Origin of the sequence: Pseudofrankia sp. DC12 (assembly GCF_000966285.1) — a bacterium.
Classification (GTDB): Bacteria; Actinomycetota; Actinomycetes; order Frankiales; family Frankiaceae; genus Pseudofrankia.
This window is the reverse complement of the sequence record NZ_KQ031391.1, coordinates 274,749-296,721: the sequence shown is the minus strand read 5'-3', so window position 1 is coordinate 296,721 and position 21,973 is coordinate 274,749. Positions and strand designations below refer to the sequence as shown.

Here is a 21,973-nt window from a genome sequence, read left to right as displayed (position 1 = left end):
GTCAGCTGCCCCTCGTCTGGCCGTGGAACGTGCCGGCGGAACCGGCGCCGCCGGAGACCAGGCCCGAGCCGCCACCGTCGAGGAGTGTTCCGTCCTGCGGGGTCGTCGTTCCGGTGCTGGTCTGGCTGTCGCTGCTGGTGGTCCCGGTGCTGGCCGCGGCGGCGGTGTGCTCGTGCGCGAGGAAACCGAACGTGACGACGGCGGCGGCGCTGGCGGCGACCACGCCGGTCGTCACCCGTCCGGTCCGCCGCAGGCCGTCCTCCCGGGACGGCCGGGCGGCCGCGTCGCGCGATGCCATGGGCTGTCCCTCCGTCGGCTGGTCGCGGACCGTCCCCGCTCCCGGCCCGGCGGATCCGTTCGGGCCCGGCTTGGGCTTCGGTGCGCGTGCAACGGGTGCCTACCTCTCCAGAGTGAGCCCCAACCCTTGGAGACACCTGAGAAACCTCTGTGCGGTCGCGACGAGGCTGGTCGGGGCCGGTGTCGTGGGCCCGACAGGCCGCCGGGACGGGTGGCCTGGCCACGACCGCGCCGTTCGCCGTGGCCACCCCGGCTGCGCGATGGCCCCGCCACCGAAGTGGTTTGCCTGCCGCTCTCGGCGGCTGTGAGCCCTGCCGGCGAAGGGCGCTGTTTCTCATTCCGGCGAGCGGGTGCAGTGGGATTCCTGGCGGTGGCGCCTCCACCAGGAGTCGCCCGGTCTGGGTGTCCCCCTGATCGCCGTTTCGGCCCTTTCTCGGTCGTAACCGAGCCCGTTTCTTGGTCAAAAGGGCGCTAGGCCGATCAGGTCGACGAGCAGACCTTGGCGAGCACAGCCCATGCGTCCTTCGGAGTCGATTTCTGCTGAATGCCAGTCGTAGAAGGGCTGGTCGGCGAGGCATCTTTCTCGGGATCTGTCAAATGGCGGGGTCAGCGGCGCGGATCGGCCGGTTTGGACGGGCGGTCGAAAGCGTGCTTTCGTTGTGGCATGTCCATTGGCGCGACGGGTCCGCGGCACCACACGCTCGCCGCGCTCGACGATGTGGTCGTGAGCCTGGAGAAGCTGGCTGGCGCGAATCTCTGGGCGTTGGCCGAAGGCGAGGTGCTGGAGGTCCTCGACGGTGTCGAGCGTGCCTCCCGCCTGCTGTCCGCGCTGAAGCTCGCGGCGGTCCGCGAGGTGCAAGGCCGTGACCTGCGCCCATTGTTCGGCGAAGAGGAACTGCCCACCGTGGCGGATCTGCTGCGTAAGCACCTGAGGCTTCGGTACGCCGATGCCCGCCGTACCGTCGCCCTCGCCCGTGACCTCGACACGACGTATCGCCGGGTCGGCGAGGCACTGACCGGCGCCACGATCAGCCACGGCCAGGCGGATGCCATCGTCGCCGCGCTGAACTCGCTGCCTTCCGACACCCCGACGGAGCGGCGCGACTGGGCCGAGACCTTCCTGTTGGCTCAGGCTGAGACCCTCGACGCGGGCGAGCTCGCCATTCTCGGCAAGACCATTCGTGGCCGGATCCGCGATGAGCAGCAGCCGCCTGGTGGCGCCTCTGGGGACGATAGCGACCAGGCCCGTCGCCGGGAGCTGCACCTCACCGACCAGCCCGACGGAACCACTCGCCTCACCGGGACGCTGGACGCCGAGGCCGCCGCGGCCATGCGCGCCGCACTCGAGCCGTTGGCCAAGCCACGCCCGCTCGCGGAGAGCCCCGAGGACCGTCGGACGGTTCCCCAACTGCGCGCCGACGCCCTGGTCGAGATCATCGAACGGGTTCTGGCCTCGGGCACCCTGCCGTTGTCCAGGGGCACCCGCCCGCACCTCACCGTCACGACGACGGTCGACGCACTGCTGGGCAGAGCGGGTGCCACCCCGGCCAGCACCGGCTACGGGATGCCGCTTTCCCACGCCGTGCTCGAACGGCTCTGCTGCGACGCGGACCTGACCCACCTCCTGCTTTCCAAGGAGGGCATGCCCCTGGAGCTTGGCCGGACCCGCCGCATCGTGCCGCCGTGGCTACGCCGGGCGCTGGTTGCCCGGGACGGTGGGTGCGCCTTCCCGCAGTGCCCGAAGCCAGCGGCCTGGGCCGATGCGCATCACGTCATCCCGTGGGTTGCTGGCGGAGCGACGAACCTCGGCAACACGGTGCTGCTGTGTCCCTTTCATCACAGGGTGATCCATCGCGGCGACTGGACGGTGGCAATGGGCTCCGACGGCCATCCGAGCTTCGTACCGCCCTATTCCGTGGATCCGGCGCGCCAACCCCGTCGAAATCCGTTGCATCGAAATCTCGACCATCTGTACACCGGGATGTGGGAACCACCTGATGCGGTGGCGGCCTGACGCGTTGGCGCTATGGCCGGGGGAATGGGGCGTCCTCGGGGAGGCGGCGAACGGCTGAGTCGTAGGCGTCCAGCTCGCCGGGCATAAAGCGGCGGTTCTTCACGACCCACCAGAACCGGTTGCGGTGTTCGCCGACGAGCTTGTAGGAGCCGTCGGGCAGCAGGGCCGCCCAGCTGCCGTCGGGGAGGTCGATCAGCGTCGCGATCTCGGAACAGGTGTCCGCGTCCCAGAGCCGGATCGTCGCGTCGTCAGCACCGGTGACCAGGGTGCGGCCGTCGGGCGAGAAGGCCACGGTCCGGACTTGCGCGTCATGGCCGATGAGAAACCCGCGGGGGCTGCCGGTCGAGGTCTGCCAGAGCCGGACGGTGTGGTCCGCGGAGGCCATGGCGAGGCACTGGCCGTCTGGCGAGAACGACAGGGCATGGACCGGTTGCCTGTGTGCGGCCATCTGGACTTTGGCTCTCGGGCCTTCGGGGTCCTGGCTCCATTTCGCCTGCCACTGCGCCTGCGGGCCGTTGTCGTCGGTCTGGTCCAGGTAGGCCTGGGAGAGAATGACGATGACGCGGTCGGCTTGGCGGAGGCCCTCCTGAATGCGGTTGACGAGGTTGTCGCCCGGTACGGCGTCCCAGAGGTCGAGAAAGGACTCGTCGACCAGCGCCGGAGCCGCTGGCAGCCGGGTCAGTGCCGGGATCATGTAGTGCAGGTCGGGCAGGCACGGGCCCGACCTGTTGAACCGGCGTGGCCCGGCCCGGCCTGCCCCCTTCACGCTCGCGGTCAGGGACCGTTCTCACACCTTACGGATCATTGGCCCGCCGGCGGGTCAGGGCAGGCGCGTCGCGGCCAGCCTGCCGAGGGTGCGTGCCGCGCCGGGCGGGGCGCCGGCGCCGATCTCCAGGCTCAGGTAGTTGTTGCCCTTGGAGACGTAGGCGGTCTGGATGTCCGCGCCGGTCGTGCAGACCAGGGCGCGGTAGCTGGCGCCGTCGGCGTTCTCGAACTTGCCCGAGCAACTGGGAGCCGACCTTGCCCCGGGCCCCGCGCCGCGCCAGGTCCACAGGCTGGCGTACCCCTTCGGCGAGTTGTACCAGCAGCCGATCCTTTTCGACTGGCCCTCCGATACCTGTTCCCTGCCACGGGCGAAGGTCGATCCCACGGCGGCGCTGATCTCCGCGGGGGTGAGCAGCGGGCAGGGCGCGACGGCCTGGGACGCCGGGCCCGACGAGCCGCAGGCCGTCGCCAGCCCGCTGAGCAGGCCCGCCGCGACCAACAGCGCGGCGGAGCGGCGGATCCGGGCGGCCCGCGGGTGTGAGGTCATCGTGCGATCCTCCCGGAGCGATGTTTCCGCCCAGGTCGCGGGGGTGGCGTTCGACGCAGTGAGCCCCGGAAGGCTTGCCCGGGCGCGGTCGGCTCGGCTGAATGAGGCGTCATGGGGACGTTGCTGCGGGGCGGGGTCGTGCTGCCGATGGCGCCGGAGCGCCGGCGGCGGCTGTTGCAGCCTGGGTCGGTGCTGTTCGACGGTGTCGAGATCGTCGCCGTCGGGACCGTCGAGGAGCTCGACGCCGACCCGCGGTCCGCCGGGCCGGGCGTCGAGGTGATCGACGCGACGGGGTTCGCGGTGCTCCCGGGCCTGCACAACTGCCACCTGCACTCCGGTCTGCTGCGCGGGACCGCGGAAGGGCTCGCGCTCTTCGACTGGCTACAGACCTACGTCGATCCGGCGCACCGAGCGCTCACGCCCGAGATCGCAGAGGCGGCGAGCTGGCTGTGCTATGCGGAGGCACTGCGGTCGGGTACGACGTCCGTGATGGACATGTGGCGCTTCCTCGATGGCTCGGCGCGGGTGGCCGGGGAGCTCGGCATCCGGGCGACACTCGTCCCGTACGTCGCGGACGAGACCGGGTACGACTACTTCGAGTCGATCGACTCGACCCGGGCGCTGCTGGCGCAGCACCGGGAGTCGTACGACGGCCGGGTCCGGTCCTGGGTCGGCCTGGAGCACCTCTTCTACTGCACCGAGCGCGCCTTCGCCGACGCGTCCGCGCTCGCCGCCGAGTACGACACCGGCCTGCACGTGCATTCCAGCGAGAGCCGGTGGGAGGTCGAGGAGTCGCTGCGGCGCTACGGGCACCGGCCGCTGGCGGAGATCGCCCGGCGCGGCGCGCTGGACGGCGGACGTGCCGTCGTCGCGCACTGCGTCTGGCTCGACGACGCCGAGATCGACCTCATCGCCGCGACGGGCACCCGGGTCGCGCACTGCCCCGCCTCGAACATGAAGCTCGCCTCCGGGCCGGCGCCGATCCCGAAGCTGTGGTCCGCGGGTGTCACCGTCGGCATCGGCAGCGACGGCGAGAAGGAGAACAACAACCTCGACATCCTCGAGGAGGCAAAGATCGCCTCGCTTCTCCAGAAGCTGGTCGGGCTGGACCCGACCGCGGGCGACCCCTGGGACATCCTCGCGATGGCGACGATCGAGGGCGCCCGCTGCCTCGGCCTCGGCGAGCTGACCGGGAGCCTCGAACCGGGCAAGCGCGCCGACATCATCCTGGTCGACCTGCGCAAGCTGCACACGACGCCGTTGCTGTCCGGCGCGGACGCCAACGTGGCCGCGCACCTGGTCTTCTCGTCGTCGGGCCAGGACGTCGACAGCGTCTGGGCCGACGGCCGCCGACTGCTCGACGGCGGGAAGCTGGTCACGGCCGACGAGGCCGCGATCCGCGCCCGCGCCCAGACCGCCGCCGAGGAGCTGTTCGCCCGCCGCGCGGCGCTGACCTGAGCCGCGGGTGCCGGCAGCCCTGGCGCCAGCAGCTCAGAGTGCCGCGACGGCGGCCTGGGCGACGGCCTGGTCCTGGGTGGGACCGCCGCCGCTGACGCCGATCGCGCCGACGACGGCGCCGTCGCGCAGCAGTGGGACGCCGCCCGCCGCGGGCGGCCCACCGGCCCGGCCGGGCTCCCGGTCCGGCTCGCCCCTGGCGTCAGCCGGGTAGCCGCCGTTGGGAGACTCCCAGCGAGCGCCGGCGGCCGCCAGGTCGAACACCCGGCCACCGGCCACCCCGGCGCGGGCCCAGCACGCGTCGACCGCCTTGCGGATGGAGACGTCGACGCTGCCGGTCCAGGCGCCGTCCATGCGTACATGGGAGACGAGGTTGCCGTCCCGGTCGACGACGGCGATGTTCATCGGCTGGCCGAGCTGGTGTGCCCGCCGCTCGCCCGCCGCGATGACCCGCCGCGCGTCGGCCAGTGACAAGATCACGGTCCCCCCTAGCAGCCCCGGCGGCATCGCCCCGGCGGCGTCGACGTGTCCGGGCGGAATGCCCAGCTCACGACGCTAGGTCCCGCGACGCGCCGAACCCGCGCGCGCCACGTGGCACACCTGTCCGCGGCCGACGGCGGCCGGTGTGGCGCAGCGGGTGGCCGTGGCCGTCGCGGGGACGGCCGCGGCCACCAGGCGACCGGCTACGCCGCCGGCGGGGCGAAGAACTCCAGCGCGATGCCGTCGGGGTCCTTGAACGACAGGTTCGAGCCGTAGTGCGCGTCGACGATGTCGCCGTGCTTGATGTCCAGCTCCTCGAGCCGGTCGCGCCACGCGGCGAGCTCGGCCCGGCTGAGGCAGCCGAAGGAGACGTGGTCGAGGCCGACCCGTCGCGGGCTGAACTCGCCCGGCCACGCGTTGCCCGGGAAGTAGTGCAGCCCGAACAGCTGCTGGCCCCCGGCCAGCGCGAAGACGACATGGCGGAACGGCCCGGTGTCCTCGTCGAGCACTGGCTCGGCGCCGAACAGCCGGCCGTACCAGGGAACGCTCGTCGCGAGGTCGCTCACCGTGACCGCGACGTGGTTGACGGCGGGGAAGAACGTCATGCCAGGAGGCCGAGGCCTGGCTGGCCCGCGCCGAGGACGACCAGGCGAGGGCGAACGAGCTGCAGACCGCGGCCGGCCGGCTGTTCGACTACGCCGGCCACCCGGCCGACGCCGCCCGCTGCCACGCCGCCGCCGCGCCGGCCGGCGAGCACGCCGCCGACGCGGCGGGCCAGCCTGCAGGGTCCGGGGTCAGCAGCCCCATCGCCTCGACCGAGGCGCCGACCTGCCGGGCGACCTGGCCGGCGAGGTGGCGCAGCACGTCCTCCTTGCTGGAGAAGTACTGGTAGAACGACACCCGCGAGCGGCCGGCGCGCTTGGCGAGTTCCGCGATGCTGGAGGTGTGGTGGCCGCCCTCGGCGAAGACGCGCAGCGCCGCGGCCAGGATGCGCTGCTGGGTGCGCTGCCCGCGCCGGCCGACCGCCGGGTTGTCCGAGAACGGCGCCCGACGGGCGATCGACTCCGGCGCCGGCAGCACCCAAGTCGGCTCGCTGGTCATGGTGCAGCGATTATCGCAAATCGGGGGTGGCCGTGGGCCCGCGACGGGCTCTTGCCCGGCCGGTCCGGTCAGACCGGGTCGGGCGGGGCCGTCGCGGGCGCCGCGCAGGGCGCGGTCCAGCGGACCAGCGTGCCGGACCCCTCCGGGCCGGGGCCGATCTGGAACGCGCCGCGCAGCTCGGCGGCGCGGCTGCGCATGTTCGCCAGGCCGCTGCTGCGGGCCGGCTCGCCGACGCCGACGCCGTCGTCCACGATCTCGGCGCTGACCTGGCCGCCCGCGACCGTCACCGTCACCGAGGCGCTCCGGCAGCGGGCGTGCCGGGCTGCGTTCGACAGGCTCTCCCGCACCACCGCGAGCAGGTGGTCGGCCACCTCCGCGTCGACCGCGCTGTCCAGCGGCCCGTCGGCCAGCAGTCGTGGCGCGAAACCGAACGCGTCGGTCATCTCGTCGACCATCTCGCGCAGCGCGATCCGCAGCCCGGTGCCGCCCGCCGCCGAGCGGCCACGCAGCTCGAAGACCGTCTGGCGGATCTCGCGGATCGTCGCGTCCAGGTCGTCGACGTAGGTCGCCAGCCGGCGGGCCCGGTTCGGCTGCTGCTCGCCCTCGGCGAGCCCCTGCAAGCCCAGCGCGACGGCGTACAGCCGCTGCATCACGTGGTCGTGCAGGTCACGGGCGATCCGGTCGCGGTCCTCCAGCATCGTCAGCCGGCTGCGTGCGGACCGCGACTCGGCCAGCTGCAGCGCGATCGCGACATGGCCCGCGAACGCGGCGGCCATCTCCAGGTCCGCGTCGGTGAACGGCTCGGCACCGTGTCGCCGGCCGAGGATGACGGCACCCGACGTCAGCTGCGAGGCGACCAGGGGCACCACCATCACCGGGCCGAGCGCCGGCTGCCCGTCGAGCAGCCGGGCGATCTCGGCCGGGGCCTCGGCGGCGAACAGCGGCGCGCGCTCCCGCATCGCCCGGCCGGCCAGCGAGTCGTCGACGGCGAGCAGCCCCCCGGCCAGCCGGTCCGCCCCGGCGCCGGCGGTGATGTCCAGGCTCAGGTGCCCGGCGTCGTCCGCGCCGAGCGCGAGCGCGGCCGTGTCGGCCCTGGCCACCTCGCGGGCGCGCCGGACGATCATCTCCAGCGGCCGGTCGCCGTCGCCGAGCAGATGGCGGGTGATGTCGGCCGACGCCTGCAGCCACTGCTCCCGGTGCTGCGCCTGGCCGAACAGGCGGGCGTTGTCGATCGCGACGGCGGCGCTCGCGGCGAGCGCCTGGACCAGCTCCTCGTCCTCGGCGGTGAACGCCCGGCCGCCGCGCTTCTCGGTGAGGTAGAGGTTGCCGAACACCTCGCCGCGGACCCTGATCGGCACCCCGAGGAAGGTGCGCATCGTCGGGTGGCCCGACGGGAAGCCGACCGCTGCGGGATGGTCGGCGATGTCGGCCAGGCGTACCGGCTGCGGGTCGCTGATCAGCGCGCCGAGTACGCCCTCGCCGCGCGGCAGGTGGCCGATCTCGGCGACCAGCCGGGGGTCGATGCCGACGTGGATGAACTGTTCCAGCCCGTCGCCGTCCTTCGCGGTCACCCCGAGGGCGCCGTAGCGGGCGTCGACCAGCTCGCAGGCGGCCTCGGCGATCCGGCGCAGCACCACGTCGAGGCTCAGGTCGGCGGCGACCGTCGTCGTGGCGCGCAGCAGGCCGCGCAGCCGGCTCTGGGTGGACATCACGTCCTGGGCGCGCTCCATCACGTCCTGCGCCCGTTCGACCAGCTGGGCGAGCAGCTCGTCGAGCTCCAGGCGACCGACGCCGGCGTAGTCCGGCTGGCCGTGGACGGCGGCCGGGCGCGGCACCGAGTCCATTGAGGCGCGCGGCACCGGTGCGAGTGCCGGTGGCTCAGGCTCCATGTCCTCGAACGGTAGCCGACGGCCGCCCCCCGCCGGCGGGTCACCGGCCCCGGAACGGTCGGGCACGGCGGTTCAGTGCAGCTGGCGGCGCGCGGCGGCGGCCGCCTCGGTGATCGGTGCCGCGGTGTGGACCACGGCGGCTGACGGCCACGGGTCGGCCCGGGTCGACTGCGCCTCGTGCACCGCCGCCGTCGCGTCCGACGCGTCCGCGCGGGCCGCCGCCCGGCGGGCGATCCGCGCCGCGGCGACCTCGGGCGTCGTCACGCAGCGCAGCTCGATCAGGTCCGCGCGCGCCGCGGCCGCGAGCCGGTCCGCGGCGGCCCGGTCCGCCGCGGCCGACCACGACGCGTCCAGCAGCACGTTGTCCCCGCGGGCGAGCGCGCGGCCGGCCCGGCGCAGCAGTTCGGCGTAGACTGCCGCCGTCGCCGTCGGCGCGTACAGCCCACGGTACAGGCCGCCGTCGAACAGCTCCGGCGGCGCGGGCCGGTCCGTCGGCAGGCCGGCGAGCTCCTTGCGGACGGTGTCCGAGCGCAGCAGCACCCAGCCGTCCTCCAGCTCGGCCAGCCGGCCGGCCAGCGTGGACTTGCCGGTGCCGGGCAGGCCGCCGACCAGCACCAGCCGCACCCGGCCACGGCGCAGGTGGTCGAGCGCGAGGCCGGCCAGCCGGCGGGCCAGGTCCGCCGCGTCGGGGTCGCCCTGGCCGGCCCGGACACAGCTCACCTTCGTCCGCACGAACGCGCGGTAGGCGAGGTAGAGGTGTGCGAGCGACGGCGGATGGGTCTCGCCGGCGAACTCGCTGTACCAGCCGAGCAGCTGCTCCGCCTCCGCGCGGGCGCCGAGCCGCTCCAGGTCCATCGCGAGGAACGCGACGTCACCGAGCACGTCGCCGACCCGCAGGCGCTGGTCGAACTCGATGCAGTCCAGGATCCGCGGGCCGTCCGGCAGGCAGAAGATGTCGTCGGCCTGCAGGTCGCCGTGGCCGTCGCGGACCAGACCGGCGTCGATCCGGGCGCGCAGCAGCGGCTCCCGGCCGGCGAGGTAACGCGCGGACAGCCGGTCGATCTCGGCGATCACCGTGCCGTCGAGGACGGTGTCCCTGTACTGGGCCACCTGGTCGACGCCCTCGCGCCACAGGCCGGCGAGCGTCTCACCGCTGCCGGCGGCCGCGATCAGTTCCGACGTCGCGCAGGCCGCGTGGAAGGCGGCCAGCCGCCGGGCGATCGCGCGCAGCGCGGCGCCGACGGGCTGGCCGCGCTGGACGAGCGACGTCAGCCGGAGCCGGTCCGGCAGCCGGCGCATCACCACGGCGTGGTCCACGACCCGGCCCCGCCCGTCGCGCAGGTCGGCGACAGCCAGGTAGACGTCCGGCGCGAGCCGGCGGTTGAGCGCCACCTCCTGCTCGCAGGCGGCCAGCCGCTTCGCCCGGGTGGAGAAGTCCAGGAAGCCGAGGTCGACCGGCTTCTTGACCTTGTAGACGAGGTCGTCGACAAAGGTCAGCGTCGCGGAGTGCGTCTCGACGACCTCGCCGGGCGGCAGCGCGGCCAGGTCCCACCTCGGGACGGCGTAGCCGCCGGCCGGGGTCGCGTCGAGGGCTTCGGGCAGCACTCCTCCAGCATCCTCGGTGGCTGCCGCCGCGCCCGCCGCCATAAGTAGCGCGCCGTCGGGACGTTCGGACCGGCCCCGCGCCGGCCGACTGGCCCGGTTCAGCCGTTCTTTGCCCGGGCCGGCCAGGTTGGCTTGTCGAGACTGGTCATCCAGGCGATGTCCGCGGCGCGCACGCCGAGCCGGGACGCCAGCTCGGTCGCGTCGCGGCCCTCGCCGATGGCGGTCCGCAGGGCGTCGGCGCGGAGGTCGCGCAACTGGCCGGGCCGGGGGTGCTTCCCCCCGAACAGCTCGTGCGCGCGGGCGGCCCGGTCGACGGAATCGGCTATAGAGGCGACTTCTTCGCAGGTCGGCACAGGCACATGGTGCAGGCATGGGCCGGACGCGACAACCTCCCGCAGCGCAACGGTTACCACTGGCAGCACATTGGTGCCGGCCGGACCCGTGACCAGGCTCGCGCTGCCCTCGTCAGGCGCCCAGTGGGCCGGTCAGGCCGTGGCGCAGCAGGTTTGCCAGCTCGGCGTAGGCGTCGGCGTCCGACAGGCCGGTCGCGGTGGCGATGTCCCCGCGCTGGATCGCCACCATCACCGCCGTCGCCGACTGGCCGACGAAGGCCGCGTCGACGCCGCCGAAGACGCCGGCCGCCACCCCGGCGGCAACCAGCTCGCGGATCCGGCGTGCGGCGATCCGGGTGTTGCGCTCGTACTCGGCCCGGGTCGCCGGGTTCGCGGCCAGGTCGTGGCGGAAGACGGCCGACGCCGGGCGCAGCTCCCGGGCGACCCCCCGCAGGTAGGCCCCGACGGTGTCGGCCGGGCTGGCGGCGGCCGCCTGGGCGACGTCGCGCTCGATGCGGTCCGCGGCGGCGCGGAAGAAATGGCCGACGACGGCGACCGCGAGCTGCTCCTTGCTGCGGGCCAGCGCGTAGAGCGTGCTCTTCGAGCAGCGCAGCCGCCCGGCCAGCTCGGCGAGCGTGAACCGAGCGAAACCCTCGGTCAGGAAGATCCGCAGCAGCGCGTCGAACAGGTCGGCCTGCCGTGACGTGCGGCCACCGGCCGCTGCCGGCCCGGCCGCCGCGGCCGAGGGCTCGCCGGGCGAGTCCGCCACCAGCGCGTCGTCGACCTCCGAACCCGAGAACGCCGTCATGATCGTCAATTTACCCTGTCCCGGCGACCACCGCCGGCACCGGCGCCACACGGGCCACGTCAAACGGCGTGGGCCGGCTTTTGTCGGCGTATGTCCGCCGGCCGGGACACGCGCGGCCGCGGTCTTCCGCAGCCTACGCTGTCGCTACCTGACGTAACTACGCGACCACTGCCGACCATCTTCGGCGCCATGGCCACTCCACTCGCCCCGCGCGGCTGGCCCGTGACCTCGCGCGCTCGCGCTCGCGCTCATCGCCGTCCTGCTGCTGGTGCTGTGGCTCGACGAGCTGCCGCTGGCCACCGTCGGGCTCGTCACGCTGCTCGTGATGCGCGCGCTCGGTCAGGCCTCCGCTCTCGGCGCCACCGCGCACCAGCTGCGGGAACGGCTGACCCACCTGGACCGCGTCGAGGAGCACCTGGCCGCTGGGCGACCGGCCGCGCCCCAGGGGGGCGGTCCTGCCCCAACGTCGGCGCGATCCGGCTCGCCGGGGTCGAGGTGACCTACCCGGGCACGGCCCGGCCCGCGTTGACCGGCACCGGGCTGACGCTGCGGCCGGGCGAGCGGCTCGGCGTGGTCGGGCGCAGCGGTGCCGGCAAGACGACCCTCGCCGGCGTGCTGCTCGGCCTGCCCGAACCGAGCAGGGGCCAGGTGCTCGTCGGCCCCGGTGACCGGCCGGTCGACCGGGCCGACGTCGACCCGCGAGAGGGCCAGCGCCAGCGCGTGGCGCTGGCCAGGGCGCTGGTCCGGCTGCCCGGCCTCCTGGTGCTGGACGAGCCGAGCAGCGCGCTCGACGCCCGCGCGGAGGAGGCGCTGCGCGCCGCGGTGGCCACGATCGGGCCGGCGGCCACCGTCATCGCCCACCGAATGTCCACCGTGCTCGGCTGCGACCGGGTGGTGGTGCTGGAGGACGGTTGGCTGACGGCGCTGGCCAGCCCAGGCGAGCTCGCCGAGACCGAGGGCTTTTTCCGCGACGCGCTGCGACTCGCGAGCGCCAGCACCTCACGATCCGAACACAGAGTGCTTTGATTAACACTCTTAGTATCCATACTCGGTGTCCGTCTCGGTGTGGTCCCGGCCGATGTGGCGCCACCCACCGGAGGCCGATGTCATGAGCTTCTGCGGAGAGCTCCGCCTGGACGGCAAGCCCGGCTCGACCGAGCTGGCCGCGACCATGCTCGCCACGTCGGCCACCCCGGCCGGCGGCCCGGTCCACCTGCGCGCCGCGGGACCGCTGGCCGTCGCCGCGGCGCCCGGGCCGGGCCTCGGCGCCGCCGCCGACCTCGCGCACCCCCCGAACGGGCTGCTCGCCGTCGTCGACGGCTGGTCCACGGGCGGACCAGGCAGCGGCGGGGTGTCCGGCCGGGTCGTCGAGTCCTGGGGGAGATACGGCCTGACCTGCCTCGACCACCTGCTCGGCGACTGGGCGCTGGCCGTCTTCGACCCGGCCACCAGCCGGCTGGTGCTGGCCCGGTCCCCGCACTCGATGCGCAGGCTGGTGGTGCACCACACCGGCGAGCGGCTGCTGTTCGGCACCGAGCCGAGCCAGCTGCGGGCCGCCGGCATCCCGCTGCGGGTCGACGAGGCCGTGCTCGCCGAGACGCTGACCCGCGACCTGACCTCCCTGCACGAGACGCTGCTGCTCGGGGTCGAACGGGTGCCCGCCGGCCACGTGCTGGAGGTGGTCCCGGGCCGCGCACCGTCGCGGCGGCCCTTCACCTCGTTGTTGTCGGTGGTCCCGCCGCTGCGCGCTACCCCGCTGCCTGTCGCCGCCCGGGAGCTGCGCACGGCGCTGGACGCCGCCGTCCACGACGCGACGTCGCGGGCATCGGTGGCCATCGGGCTGTCGGGCGGCCTCGACTCGAGCACGATCACCGGGATCGCGAGCCGGCTGGCGGCCCGGGACGGGGGCCCGGCCCGGGTCGTGCCGATCAGCATGGTGTTCCCGGGCCGGTCGCACGACGAGTCCCGGTGGGTCGACGCGGTCGAGGAGCACACCGGCACGGCCGTGCTGCGGGTCAAGCCGGAGCCGTACAACTGGGACCGCTGGCGGCAGTGGACCGCCGACACCCTCGACATGCCGCCCCGGCCGAACCTCGCCCTCGCCGAGGCGGTCAGCGCCGCGGCCCGCCAGGAGGGCCTTGGGGTGCTGCTGTCGGGCGAGGGTGGTGATGACTGGCTCACCGGGTGGCGCAGCCACTGGCCCGGCCTGTGGCGGGCCGGCCGGCTCGGCCCGCTGTGGCGGCAGACCGGCGCCGGGATCAGCCCCCGGTCGGTGCGGACCCGGCTCGCCGTCGCGCGCCACCACGCGCTCGCCCCGTTCCCCCGCGGCATCGCGGGCGAACGTCTGACTCTGCCGTGGATCCGGCCGCGACGGCTGCGCGGGCTGGACCTCGATGGCCGGTTCGCCGCGGCGGACGCCGCCGACGCCGCCCTGTTCCGGTCGTACGACCAGCGGGAGCGGTGGCGGCTCGCGGTGGTGCGCTCGTCGCTGCCGCTGCTCGACACGGCGCGGACGTTCTACACGGGCGCGGGCGTCGACTGGCGCCACCCGTTCCACGACCGCAGGGTGATCGAGGTGGCCTTGTCCACCCCGGGCCTGACGCTGTACCGCCCCGGCGAGACCAAACCGGTGCTGCGCGCGGCGGCCGGCGACGTGCTCCCCGAGTCGGTGCGGACCCGGCGCGGCAAGGCGCGGTTCGACCTGGAGCTCGTCGACGCGGTGGAGGACGCGGGCGGGATCGGCATGCTGGCAGGTGGACCGCTGGTCGAGGACGGGTGGGTGGACCTCGGGATCGCCGAGGCCGCGTGGGCGACGGCGGTGGCGGCGGCTCGCGACGGCCGGATGCCGCCCGAACCGCAGCACGGGCTGGTGGCGCTCTGGCAGCTGGTTGGTTTGGACATGTGGCTCGCGCGGAGCGGGGTGCGCCTCTGAGGCCACCCCAACTGTTGCTCTCTGCAGTCGAAAGGCAATCAGGCGTCACCATCAGCAGCGTCCGTAGTCGATCCTGGAGAGTGTGGTGATCGCCGACTTCGCCGCGCCGCCCGGGCCCGCGCGGCAGGACCCCCGCTACCGGGCCAGCAGCCGGGTGAGCCACTGCAGGCGGGCGGCCTTGGCCTGGCGGGTCAGGGCAGCGTGCGGGGCGAGCAGGTCGAAGCCGTGGAAGGCACCGGGCCAGACGTGCAGCTCGGCCTGGCCGCCGGACCGCCACAGCCGAGCGGCGTAGGCGACGTCCTCGTCGCGGAAGGTCTCCGCGGAGCCGACGTCGATGTAGGCCGGGGGCAGGCCGGACAGGTCGCCGGCCCGGGCGGGCGCGGCGTAGGGGGAGACGTCGGCGCCCCCGGCGGCGTCGCCCAGCAGGGCACCCCAGCCGGTCGCGTTCGACGACCGGTCCCAGATGCCCCGGCCGGCCAGCTGGACGGCCGAGGCCGTGTCGTTACGGTCGTCCAGCATCGGCGACATCAGGACCTGGCCGATCAGGGCCGGGCCACCGCGGTCGCGGGCGAGCAGGGTGAGCGCGGCCGAGAGGCCGCCGCCGGCGGACAGGCCCGCGACGAGCAGCCGCTCGGGGTCGCCGCCGATCTCGGCGGCGTGTGCCGCGGTCCAGAGCAGCCCGGCGTAGCAGTCCTCCACCGGGGCGGGGTGCGGGTGCTCGGGCGCGAGCCGGTAGTCCACCGAGACGACGACGAGGCCGAGATCCTCGGCCCAGTCGAGGATGTCCGGCAGCCCGGAGCGGGCGTCACCGATGATCATGCCGCCGCCGTGCGAGTGGTAGACCACTGGCTGGGCCGCGGCCGGGTCGGCCCCGGCGGCCTCGATGGCCGCGGCCGCCGGCTGGCAGACCAGCAGCGCCACGTCGGGCGCGCCGTCCGGGCCGGGCACGGCCACCTCGGTGATCGTGAAGGCCCCGCCGCGGGCCAGCTCCTCGTTCGTCGGCCCGAGCTGGGGACCGCCGCGCATCAGCGGGATCATCTCCGGCGTGATCGCCATCGGCAGCACGCCGGCCAGCGCTTCCAGCGCCGCGCCCATCTCCGCGTCGAACGGCGGCGGTGGGCCGACGGGACCGGGGCCCGCGGCCGGCTGGGCTTCTGGCGAGGGCGTGCGCGGTGTCGCGGTGGTCATGCCGAGATTTGTAGCGCGCCACAACCCGGCAGGCGACCCGAACCCGCCGCCTCACGACGCCTTGGCCGGCCTCAGCCACACGAGCCGCTCAGCGGTCCGGGACGCGGACCGCACTGCCAAACGGGCAGAGGTGATGCACCGTGAGAACCGCCGCAGGTCGCGTCCCCGCTGACGACGCTGGCGCTGGCCGACGTCCCACCGGCGGACGCGGGCCTGGCGTCGGGCATCGTCAACGTCTCCATGCAGATCTCGGCGGCCGGCACCGCGGGTGGGCGACGAGCTGGCGGCCGGCTCCGGCGAGGCCGTCCGGTAGCTCGACCGGCGCGCCCACCCGCGGTGCCGGCCGCCGTGGTGCAGCCTGCCCGGTGAGATGTGTGACGAGGCCCCGGTGGTACGGACGGCGGTTCCGGCCCGGCTCGACCAACTGCCGTGGGCCCGGTTCCACCGGCTGGTGGTGGTCGGGCTCGGCGCCGTCTGGATTCTCGACGGCCTCGAGGTCACGATGATCGGCGCCGTCGGGCCGCGGCTGACCGAGGCGGACAGCGGGATCGCGCTCTCGGCGGCAGGGATCGGCCGGGCCGCCGCGGTCTACGTGCTCGGCAGCTGCCTGGGAGCGCTGTTCTTCGGCCAGCTCACCGACCGGTTCGGCCGCAGGCGGCTGTTTCTCGTGACCCTCGGTGTCTACATCGTGGCGACGACCGCGGCCGCGTTCTCGTGGACGCCCTGGTTCTTCTTCCTGTGCCGCTTCGTCACCGGCGCCGGCATCGGCGGTGAGTACGCGGCGATCAACTCCGCCGTCGACGAGCTGATCCCGGCGCGGGTCCGCGGCCGGGTGGATCTGCTCATCAACGGCTCCTACTGGCTCGGTTCGGCGGGGGGAGCGGGGCTGGCGGTCCTGCTGCTGTCCGAGTCGCTGTTCGCCGTCGACGTCGGCTGGCGGCTGAGCTTCGGGCTCGGCGCGTCGCTGGGGCTGCTGATTCTCGTCGTGCGCCGCAACGTCCCGGAAAGCCCACGCTGGCTGATCATCCACGGGCGGGGTGCCGAGGCTGAGCGGATCGTCGCGGGCGTCGAGGACGCGGCCGCGCGGGAGACTGGTGCCCCGCTGCCCCCGCCTGCCGGGTGGATCGAGATCCGCCCGCGGGAGAAGGTCGGGCTCGGCGCGGTCGTGACGGCCATCGCCAGGACGCACCGGAGCCGGGCCGCGCTGGGCCTCGCGCTCTTCGTCGGCCAGGCCTTTCTCTACAACGCGGTCACCTTCGACCTGGGCACACTGCTCTCGACGTTCTACGGCGTCGACTCGTCGTCGGTCCCGGTGTTCTTCGTCGTGTACGCGCTGGGCAACTGCGCCGGCCCGCTGGTGCTCGGCCGGCTGTTCGACACAGTGGGGCGCCGCCCGATGATCGCCTCCAGCTACCTGGCCGCCGCCGTGCTCGCGGCCGCGCTGGGAGTCCTGGTCCACGCCGGACTGCTCGGCGCCTGGACGTTCCTGTCCGGCGTCGTCGTGATGTTCTTCTTCGCCTCGGCCGGGGCCAGCGCCGCGTACCTGACGGTCAGCGAGATCTTCCCGATGGAGACCCGCGCGCTCGCCATCGCGTTCTTCTACGCGGCCGGGACGGCCATCGGCGGGATCACCGGGCCGCTGCTGTTCGGCCGGCTCATCGAGACCGGTCGCACCGGCCCGGTCATGGTCGGCTTCCTCGTCGGAGCCGGCGCGATGGCGCTCGGCGGCGTCGCCGAGCTCGCCCTTGGTGTCGAGGCCGCAGGCCGTTCCCTGGAGGACATCGCGAGCCCCCTGACGGCGGTGGACCAGCAGAGGGCCACGCCGGATGGACGCGGTCGTGATGCGGAGAGCGACCGCGATGCCTGCGGGTAGTCGGATATTCTCCCGTGCGCTGTGACCGCGTTGACCATGGTGGCGTGGCCGGCGGGTCAGTGCAGCAGCAGGACCCGCATCAGGATCAGCGCGACGCCGAACGCGCCCGAGACGAGGCCGTAGGCGAGCGAGGCCCAGGTGCCGCTGCCGCCCTGCCGGCCGGCGATCTCCCCCCACAGGATCAGCGAGCCGACGCCTGTCCACATGCCAGCGAGCGACGCGGTCTGCACCGACGCGCCGGCGGCCGACGCCAGCAGGACCGCGAGCAGCGGGACGAACGACGCCGTGACCAGCGACCACTCGTGGGACATCGTCTCGCCCAGCCGGCGCAGCCAGCCCCGGCGGCCCACGTGCGGCTGGGAGCCGAGGAACGCGGCGTACACGTGGGCGAGCCAGTAGATGAGCACCGTGATGAGCTCGGCGTAGATCAGGTCGCTCAGCGTCGTCTGTCGTTCGGCCTCGACCGCGAGCACCGAGTCGGCGAGGACCGTGCCGTAGATCGATCCGGCCGGGTTGCGCGCGAGCGCCAGCATGCCGGCCCGCCAGCCGTGGCGGGCGGCGGCCGGCCGGCCGAGGCTGTCCTGCGCGTCCACGCGGTCCATGTCCTTCTTCGCGCCCGGGCCGCTAGCCGCGCGGGCCGCGGTCGCCGATGCCGAGGGCGTTGATCCAGATGCGGGTGAGCGCCTCGATCGCGGTGTCGGGATCGGCCTCGACCGGTTCGTGGGAGCTGAACAGCAGCTCGGCGAAGTAGGCGACCATGCCGCCGAGGGCCTGGGCCGCGTAGTAGGGCTCGACGGCCGGGTCCGCGAGCCCGTCGGCCTGGAGGCGGCGGATGCGCCGCTCGATGGCGTGCGCGAAGGCGTCCTGGCGCTGGAAGCGGATGCGCCAGACCTCGACGTCGATCGTGGCGACCTGGTGGATGACGCGCATGATGCCCGCGTTGGCCGCGTAGGCACGCAGGTAGTGCTCGTTCGCCGCGCGGATGCGCCCGACCGGGTCGTGGTCGTCCTCGGACGCGGGCTCGACGGTGAGCAGGTCGAGCTCGATGGAGTCGACGAGGGTGCGGAAGATTTCTTCTTTGGAGACGAAGTAGGTGTAGAAGGAGCCGTGGGAGACGCCGGCCTCGTCGCAGATGTCGGCGACGCGGGCCTGGAGGAAGCCGTCGCGTTCGAAGACGAGGCGGGCCGCGTCGAGCAGTTGGTTGCGGGTCTGGCGGCCGCGGCTGGTGCGCCCGGTGCCGCGCCGCGTCTTCCTGGGCGCGCCCTGCCAGCCGCGGGTGGCGTTCGGGATGGCGGCCCGTTGCTCGACGCGGTCGGTTCCTTCGGACACCGTGGCTCCCTCCTGGGCGACGCGAGCCGTGCGGGCACGCTGCCGCTGTCTGCCCTCGCTGGACAGGATCTTGCTCATCGTAGTGAGGGGAGCCCGCGCTGGGCACGCCACACGAGGCGCGCCGCCCTGCGGCGCCCTCAGGCACGGGGACGATCGACCACGGCGCCGAAGCCGCCGTCCGGCCGCGTCCTCCCAGGGGTTGGCCCTGCCGTCGGGCTCCCCTGACGGGGCTGGTCAGGGGAGTGGAGAGGCTCTAGGCAGGGCCGGTAGCGACACTACCTTTCAATAAATCGACATCGACGTAGAAAACTAGTTCGCCTTTCCGCAAACGCGGTTCGGGGTGCGGAACCGCTTCTACCGGTGGCCGTCACCGCCGTCGCCGACGAAGTCGAACAGGTGGGCGTCCGGCTGGTAGGGCAGGGCGGGGCCGGCGAGCCGGTGGGTTCCGACGCCGATGAGATAGCCGTCCTCGACGTCGAAGCCCACCTCGTCGAAACCCGCGTCGGCGAACCAGCCCCGCACCCGGGGCGTGAGGTCGGGGGAGCGGCGGTGCCGGGTCCAGATCACGGTTGCTCCCGGCTGGCACAGCCGGGGCAGCTGCTCGACGGTGCGCTGGACGTCCGTGTCGCTGAGGTTCCCGAACACGCCGCACACGAGGGCCAGGTGCACAGGGGCGACGTAGTTGTACAGCCCCGCGTCGGCGGCGTCGCCCACGACGACCCGCACACCGTCCAGCCCGGCGGCGCGGGCGACGTGTGTGGCCTCGGCGGCGAGGTCGGCGTCGAGCTCGACCAGCGTCGCGCGGACGTCCCCGCGCCGCGGGTGGCCGGGCAGTACCCCGAGCAGGTCGCGGCCCTGGCCGGCGCACATGCTCAGCACCCTGATCTCCCCGGCCGGCTGCGCGTCCAGCGCCTGCCCGACCCGGCGCTGGACCAGCGCGAGCCGCCGCCGCAACGACGAGCCCTCGACGTCGTACTGCCGGTGCCATCTGACCCAGTGGCGGTCGGGCGCGGTGTGATCCACGAATGCCACCCTAGAGGCGCGGGGCGGGGCGAAGGCGGCTATCAGCCGACCGGGACTCGGTCGGCTATCCGCCAGCCCGCGTTGGTGCGCACCAGGGTGACGTCGCTGCGGGCGGGGGCGGACGCGTCCTGGTGGGCGAGCACCGCGCCGTCAGAGTCGAGGAAGTCGTAGGCGCCGGTCTGCTCGGTGACCACCAGCCAGACCTGGTCCGCGCTGGTCTGCTGGACCCGCAGCGCGAGGATCCGCGTCGTCAGCTGGGAGACGTGTGCACCCCTGCTGGTGGTGTCGCGCATCAGGGCCAGGTCGGCGGTGTGGACGGCGCTGCCGTTCTGGTCGACGTCGTCGAGCGCGGCGGGGTCCGCCACCTGGAAGGCCCGGCCGCGGGCGGCCTCCAGCCCGGCGAGGACATCGCGCCAGGCCTGCTCGGCCGACTGGCTCGGCGGTGCCGCCGCGCCGCCGTGATCGCCCGCCGGCTTGGCGGCGACCGCCACGACGGTGGCGATCACCGCGACGGCCGCGGCGGCCGCGACGACGGTGGCCGCCCAGACCGCGAGCTGCCGGCGCAGCGGCCGGCGGGCGGGGTGCGCCGCGCCCCCGCGCGGCTCCCACGTCCGGCCGGCGGGTGCGCCGGCGGGGCCGTCGGCCGGTTGGCGTGGGCGCGGGGGGCGGCTCGCCTGGGCCGGGGCGGGTGCCCGCGGGGCGGGTGGCTCGGCTGGTCCGCCGTCCTCGGCCTGGCCGCCGGAGGCCGGCCGCGCGGCCGTAGGCGCGGGTGGCGGCGGCACGGCGAGCTGGACCGGGAGTGGCCGGGTGCTGTGCGCCAGCGCGTCGGCCAGCTGGGCCGCGGTCGGCCGCTTGGCCGGGTCCGGGACCAGCGCGGTCGAGACGACGACGGCGACCGCCGCGGCGTCCGGGCCGGCGGCGCCGCTGATCGCGTCGCGCAGCAGGGCGGCGAGGGCATTGACGTCGGCCGGCCCGGTGTCGGGGTCGGGCCCGGGCCGGGGGACGGCGAGCTCGGCGATGCCGACACCGGCGAGGTGCGGCCTGCCGTTCGGTTCGAGCAGGATGTCGGCCGCGGTGAGGCTGCCGTGGCCGAGACCGGCCGCGTGCGCCGCGGCGAGCGCCTGCGCGATCGGCAGGCCGATGGTGACGGCCTCGCCAGGACTCAGCTGCGGCCGGCGGGCGAGCAGCCGGCCCAGGCTGATCGCGCTCGGCACGGCGGCCGAGACGACGGCGAGCCCCCGGCCGGTCTCCAGCACAGCCAGCACCGGCACCAGATGGGCGTGGTTCAGCGACGTGAGCCGGCGGGCCGCGTCGGTCGCGTTCTCCCGGTCGGCCGAACCAGCCGGGACGCGGGTGAGCCGCACGGTGCACGGGAGGTCGCCGTGCTCCCACGTGCCGGCCCACTCCTGCCCGACGCCGGCGTCGCCCGAGGACGGCCCGAGTGCCGCCACCCCTGGTACCGACGGCGGCACGTTGACTGGCGGCCCAGGCGGCGGGCGCTGGCCAGCCTGGGCGCGCGGCGGCGGCACGGGACCGGTCAGGCCGCGGCCGGCGGCTGCAGCTGCTCGCCGACGTGCAGTATGTTCGGGTCGGAGCCGATCACGGCCCGGTTGGCGGCCCACCACCGCGGCCACTCAGCCGCGATCTGGGCGTCGGACGCGCCCGGGCCGAGGTGGCGGGCGGCGATCGTCCACAACGAGTCGCCGCGCTGGACGACCTGCGGGTCGAAGCTGCGGTCCGCCGGCGTCGGCGCCGCCGGTGCTGGTGCCGAGACGGGCACGGAGCTGAAGGGCGGGGCCAGGTTCGGCCAGCCCGCGTCCGGCGAGGTCGCCGCCTGCCCGCCGGCGGCCTCGGTCGCCGGAGCGCTGTCGACGACCGTCGGGGTCCACGGCGCCGGGCTCGGGGTCGGGTCGGCCGTGGGCTCGCCGGCAGGCGTCCCGGCCGGGCTCGTCGGGCTCGTCGGGCTCGCGGGGCTGGCGGTGCTGGTCGGGGAGTCCGGCGTCGTCGGCATCGGCGTGGCCGTGCGGGACGCGTCCGGGGTCGGCGCGGGCGTGGGGGCCGCGGTGCCGGCGGCGGCCGGGCTGCTCGGTGCCGGCGAGGAGACCGGCGTGAGGACGAACGCGGGGATGGTGATGCTGGTCGGGGCGTCGTCCGGGGTGCTCGCCGGTGCCGTGGCCGTCGGGGGCTGCGGGGTGGGCGAGACGTCGGCCGCCGAGGCCGGTCCCGCGGTCAGCAGGCCGGTGGCCGCCGCGACGCCGCCGGCCAGGGCGGCGACGAGGACGGGGTGCTCGGGCCGTCTGGTCGTTCTCATCCTCGTCCGCCTCGCTTCGTCTCG

General features: G+C 74.6%; 22 protein-coding genes. 6 read left to right on the top strand and 16 right to left on the bottom strand.

The window, feature by feature from the left end:
• Position 1 precedes the first annotated feature (1 nt).
• Entirely contained in the window at positions 2 to 298 is a 297-nt protein-coding gene (locus tag FRADC12_RS27980) for a hypothetical protein (protein WP_052710621.1), read from the bottom strand.
• A 663-nt stretch (positions 299 to 961) separates the two neighbouring features.
• On the opposite strand from FRADC12_RS27980, the gene FRADC12_RS01145 reads away from it, so the two are divergent.
• Entirely contained in the window at positions 962 to 2,311 is a 1,350-nt protein-coding gene (locus FRADC12_RS01145; RefSeq protein ID WP_045875213.1) for an HNH endonuclease signature motif containing protein, read from the top strand.
• A 10-nt stretch (positions 2,312 to 2,321) separates the two neighbouring features.
• On the opposite strand, the gene FRADC12_RS01140 is transcribed toward FRADC12_RS01145, so the two are convergent.
• Both FRADC12_RS01140 and FRADC12_RS01135 read right to left on the bottom strand, forming a co-directional pair.
• Positions 2,322 to 3,077 carry a toll/interleukin-1 receptor domain-containing protein gene (locus tag FRADC12_RS01140; protein WP_045875212.1) on the bottom strand — a complete coding sequence of 252 codons (756 nt, stop codon included), beginning with the start codon at positions 3,075 to 3,077 and terminating at the stop codon, positions 2,322 to 2,324.
• Positions 3,078 to 3,131: 54 nt separating this feature from the next.
• A complete protein-coding gene (locus FRADC12_RS01135) occupies positions 3,132 to 3,623 on the bottom strand; it encodes a hypothetical protein (RefSeq protein ID WP_045875211.1) in 492 nt (163 codons plus the stop codon).
• Between the two features lie 111 nt (positions 3,624 to 3,734).
• On the opposite strand from FRADC12_RS01135, the gene FRADC12_RS01130 reads away from it, so the two are divergent.
• Complete coding sequence (locus FRADC12_RS01130) at positions 3,735 to 5,081, top strand: amidohydrolase (protein WP_045875210.1); 1,347 nt, start codon at positions 3,735 to 3,737, stop codon at positions 5,079 to 5,081.
• A gap of 33 nt (positions 5,082 to 5,114) precedes the next feature.
• Here the strand turns inward: FRADC12_RS01130 and FRADC12_RS01125 are convergent, their stop codons facing one another.
• The 7 genes from FRADC12_RS01125 to FRADC12_RS01095 form a co-directional block, all read right to left on the bottom strand.
• Entirely contained in the window at positions 5,115 to 5,558 is a 444-nt protein-coding gene (locus tag FRADC12_RS01125) for a GlcG/HbpS family heme-binding protein (protein WP_198152749.1), read from the bottom strand.
• Between the two features lie 203 nt (positions 5,559 to 5,761).
• Positions 5,762 to 6,163, bottom strand: a complete 402-nt coding sequence (locus FRADC12_RS01120; RefSeq protein ID WP_045875208.1) for a VOC family protein — start codon at positions 6,161 to 6,163, stop codon at positions 5,762 to 5,764.
• A gap of 88 nt (positions 6,164 to 6,251) precedes the next feature.
• A complete protein-coding gene (locus FRADC12_RS01115; protein ID WP_232303529.1) occupies positions 6,252 to 6,659 on the bottom strand; it encodes a TetR/AcrR family transcriptional regulator in 408 nt (135 codons plus the stop codon).
• A 68-nt stretch (positions 6,660 to 6,727) separates the two neighbouring features.
• Positions 6,728 to 8,548 carry a GAF domain-containing protein gene (locus FRADC12_RS01110; protein ID WP_052711234.1) on the bottom strand — a complete coding sequence of 607 codons (1,821 nt, stop codon included), beginning with the start codon at positions 8,546 to 8,548 and terminating at the stop codon, positions 6,728 to 6,730.
• Between the two features lie 72 nt (positions 8,549 to 8,620).
• Complete coding sequence (locus tag FRADC12_RS01105; RefSeq protein WP_502685217.1) at positions 8,621 to 10,195, bottom strand: bifunctional aminoglycoside phosphotransferase/ATP-binding protein; 1,575 nt, start codon at positions 10,193 to 10,195, stop codon at positions 8,621 to 8,623.
• 56 nt (positions 10,196 to 10,251) lie between these two features.
• Positions 10,252 to 10,506, bottom strand: a complete 255-nt coding sequence (locus FRADC12_RS01100; RefSeq protein ID WP_157488659.1) for a hypothetical protein — start codon at positions 10,504 to 10,506, stop codon at positions 10,252 to 10,254.
• A 112-nt stretch (positions 10,507 to 10,618) separates the two neighbouring features.
• A complete protein-coding gene (locus FRADC12_RS01095; protein ID WP_198152748.1) occupies positions 10,619 to 11,293 on the bottom strand; it encodes a TetR/AcrR family transcriptional regulator in 675 nt (224 codons plus the stop codon).
• Between the two features lie 268 nt (positions 11,294 to 11,561).
• On the opposite strand from FRADC12_RS01095, the gene FRADC12_RS32690 reads away from it, so the two are divergent.
• From FRADC12_RS32690 to FRADC12_RS01080, 3 genes are all read left to right on the top strand, one after another.
• Positions 11,562 to 11,792, top strand: a complete 231-nt coding sequence (locus FRADC12_RS32690) for a hypothetical protein (RefSeq protein ID WP_045875207.1) — start codon at positions 11,562 to 11,564, stop codon at positions 11,790 to 11,792.
• On the top strand, positions 11,789 to 12,319 hold the full coding sequence (locus tag FRADC12_RS29000) for an ABC transporter ATP-binding protein (protein ID WP_045875206.1): 531 nt from the start codon (positions 11,789 to 11,791) through the stop codon (positions 12,317 to 12,319). Before FRADC12_RS32690 ends, FRADC12_RS29000 begins: the two co-directional genes overlap by 4 nt.
• Before the next feature lie 82 nt (positions 12,320 to 12,401).
• Positions 12,402 to 14,225, top strand: coding sequence for an asparagine synthase-related protein (locus tag FRADC12_RS01080; protein ID WP_045878898.1), 1,824 nt, complete (start codon positions 12,402 to 12,404; stop codon positions 14,223 to 14,225).
• A gap of 135 nt (positions 14,226 to 14,360) precedes the next feature.
• On the opposite strand, the gene FRADC12_RS01075 is transcribed toward FRADC12_RS01080, so the two are convergent.
• Complete coding sequence (locus FRADC12_RS01075; protein ID WP_045875205.1) at positions 14,361 to 15,413, bottom strand: alpha/beta hydrolase; 1,053 nt, start codon at positions 15,411 to 15,413, stop codon at positions 14,361 to 14,363.
• Positions 15,414 to 15,801: 388 nt separating this feature from the next.
• On the opposite strand from FRADC12_RS01075, the gene FRADC12_RS01070 reads away from it, so the two are divergent.
• Positions 15,802 to 17,286, top strand: coding sequence for an MFS transporter (locus tag FRADC12_RS01070; protein WP_232303527.1), 1,485 nt, complete (start codon positions 15,802 to 15,804; stop codon positions 17,284 to 17,286).
• Between the two features lie 56 nt (positions 17,287 to 17,342).
• Here FRADC12_RS01070 and FRADC12_RS01065 read toward each other — a convergent pair whose 3' ends face one another.
• From FRADC12_RS01065 to FRADC12_RS27975, 5 genes are all read right to left on the bottom strand, one after another.
• Positions 17,343 to 17,888, bottom strand: a complete 546-nt coding sequence (locus FRADC12_RS01065; RefSeq protein WP_198152747.1) for a hypothetical protein — start codon at positions 17,886 to 17,888, stop codon at positions 17,343 to 17,345.
• Positions 17,889 to 17,910: 22 nt separating this feature from the next.
• On the bottom strand, positions 17,911 to 18,615 hold the full coding sequence (locus FRADC12_RS01060; RefSeq protein WP_045878896.1) for a TetR/AcrR family transcriptional regulator: 705 nt from the start codon (positions 18,613 to 18,615) through the stop codon (positions 17,911 to 17,913).
• Positions 18,616 to 18,969: 354 nt separating this feature from the next.
• Positions 18,970 to 19,638, bottom strand: a complete 669-nt coding sequence (locus FRADC12_RS01055; RefSeq protein WP_045878895.1) for a class I SAM-dependent methyltransferase — start codon at positions 19,636 to 19,638, stop codon at positions 18,970 to 18,972.
• Between the two features lie 41 nt (positions 19,639 to 19,679).
• On the bottom strand, positions 19,680 to 21,089 hold the full coding sequence (locus FRADC12_RS01050; protein WP_045875203.1) for a protein kinase: 1,410 nt from the start codon (positions 21,087 to 21,089) through the stop codon (positions 19,680 to 19,682).
• An 86-nt stretch (positions 21,090 to 21,175) separates the two neighbouring features.
• On the bottom strand, positions 21,176 to 21,949 hold the full coding sequence (locus tag FRADC12_RS27975) for a LysM peptidoglycan-binding domain-containing protein (protein ID WP_052710618.1): 774 nt from the start codon (positions 21,947 to 21,949) through the stop codon (positions 21,176 to 21,178).
• Between the last annotated feature and the right edge of the window lie 24 nt (positions 21,950 to 21,973).

Bases quoted from the DNA above. Each gene is read 5' to 3' on its own strand.
- FRADC12_RS01110 (WP_052711234.1), bottom strand. From the start codon at position 8,548: ATGGAGCCTGAGCCACCGGCACTCGCACCGGTGCCGCGCGCCTCAATG.
- FRADC12_RS01145 (WP_045875213.1), top strand. From the start codon at position 962: ATGTCCATTGGCGCGACGGGTCCGCGGCACCACACGCTCGCCGCGCTC.
- FRADC12_RS27980 (WP_052710621.1), bottom strand. From the start codon at position 298: ATGGCATCGCGCGACGCGGCCGCCCGGCCGTCCCGGGAGGACGGCCTG.
- FRADC12_RS01120 (WP_045875208.1), bottom strand. From the start codon at position 6,163: ATGACGTTCTTCCCCGCCGTCAACCACGTCGCGGTCACGGTGAGCGAC.
- FRADC12_RS01095 (WP_198152748.1), bottom strand. From the start codon at position 11,293: ATGACGGCGTTCTCGGGTTCGGAGGTCGACGACGCGCTGGTGGCGGAC.
- FRADC12_RS01130 (WP_045875210.1), top strand. From the start codon at position 3,735: ATGGGGACGTTGCTGCGGGGCGGGGTCGTGCTGCCGATGGCGCCGGAG.
- FRADC12_RS01075 (WP_045875205.1), bottom strand. From the start codon at position 15,413: ATGACCACCGCGACACCGCGCACGCCCTCGCCAGAAGCCCAGCCGGCC.
- FRADC12_RS01080 (WP_045878898.1), top strand. From the start codon at position 12,402: ATGAGCTTCTGCGGAGAGCTCCGCCTGGACGGCAAGCCCGGCTCGACC.
- FRADC12_RS27975 (WP_052710618.1), bottom strand. From the start codon at position 21,949: ATGAGAACGACCAGACGGCCCGAGCACCCCGTCCTCGTCGCCGCCCTG.
- FRADC12_RS01115 (WP_232303529.1), bottom strand. From the start codon at position 6,659: ATGACCAGCGAGCCGACTTGGGTGCTGCCGGCGCCGGAGTCGATCGCC.
- FRADC12_RS01065 (WP_198152747.1), bottom strand. From the start codon at position 17,888: ATGGACCGCGTGGACGCGCAGGACAGCCTCGGCCGGCCGGCCGCCGCC.
- FRADC12_RS01105 (WP_502685217.1), bottom strand. From the start codon at position 10,195: ATGGCGGCGGGCGCGGCGGCAGCCACCGAGGATGCTGGAGGAGTGCTG.
- FRADC12_RS01135 (WP_045875211.1), bottom strand. From the start codon at position 3,623: ATGACCTCACACCCGCGGGCCGCCCGGATCCGCCGCTCCGCCGCGCTG.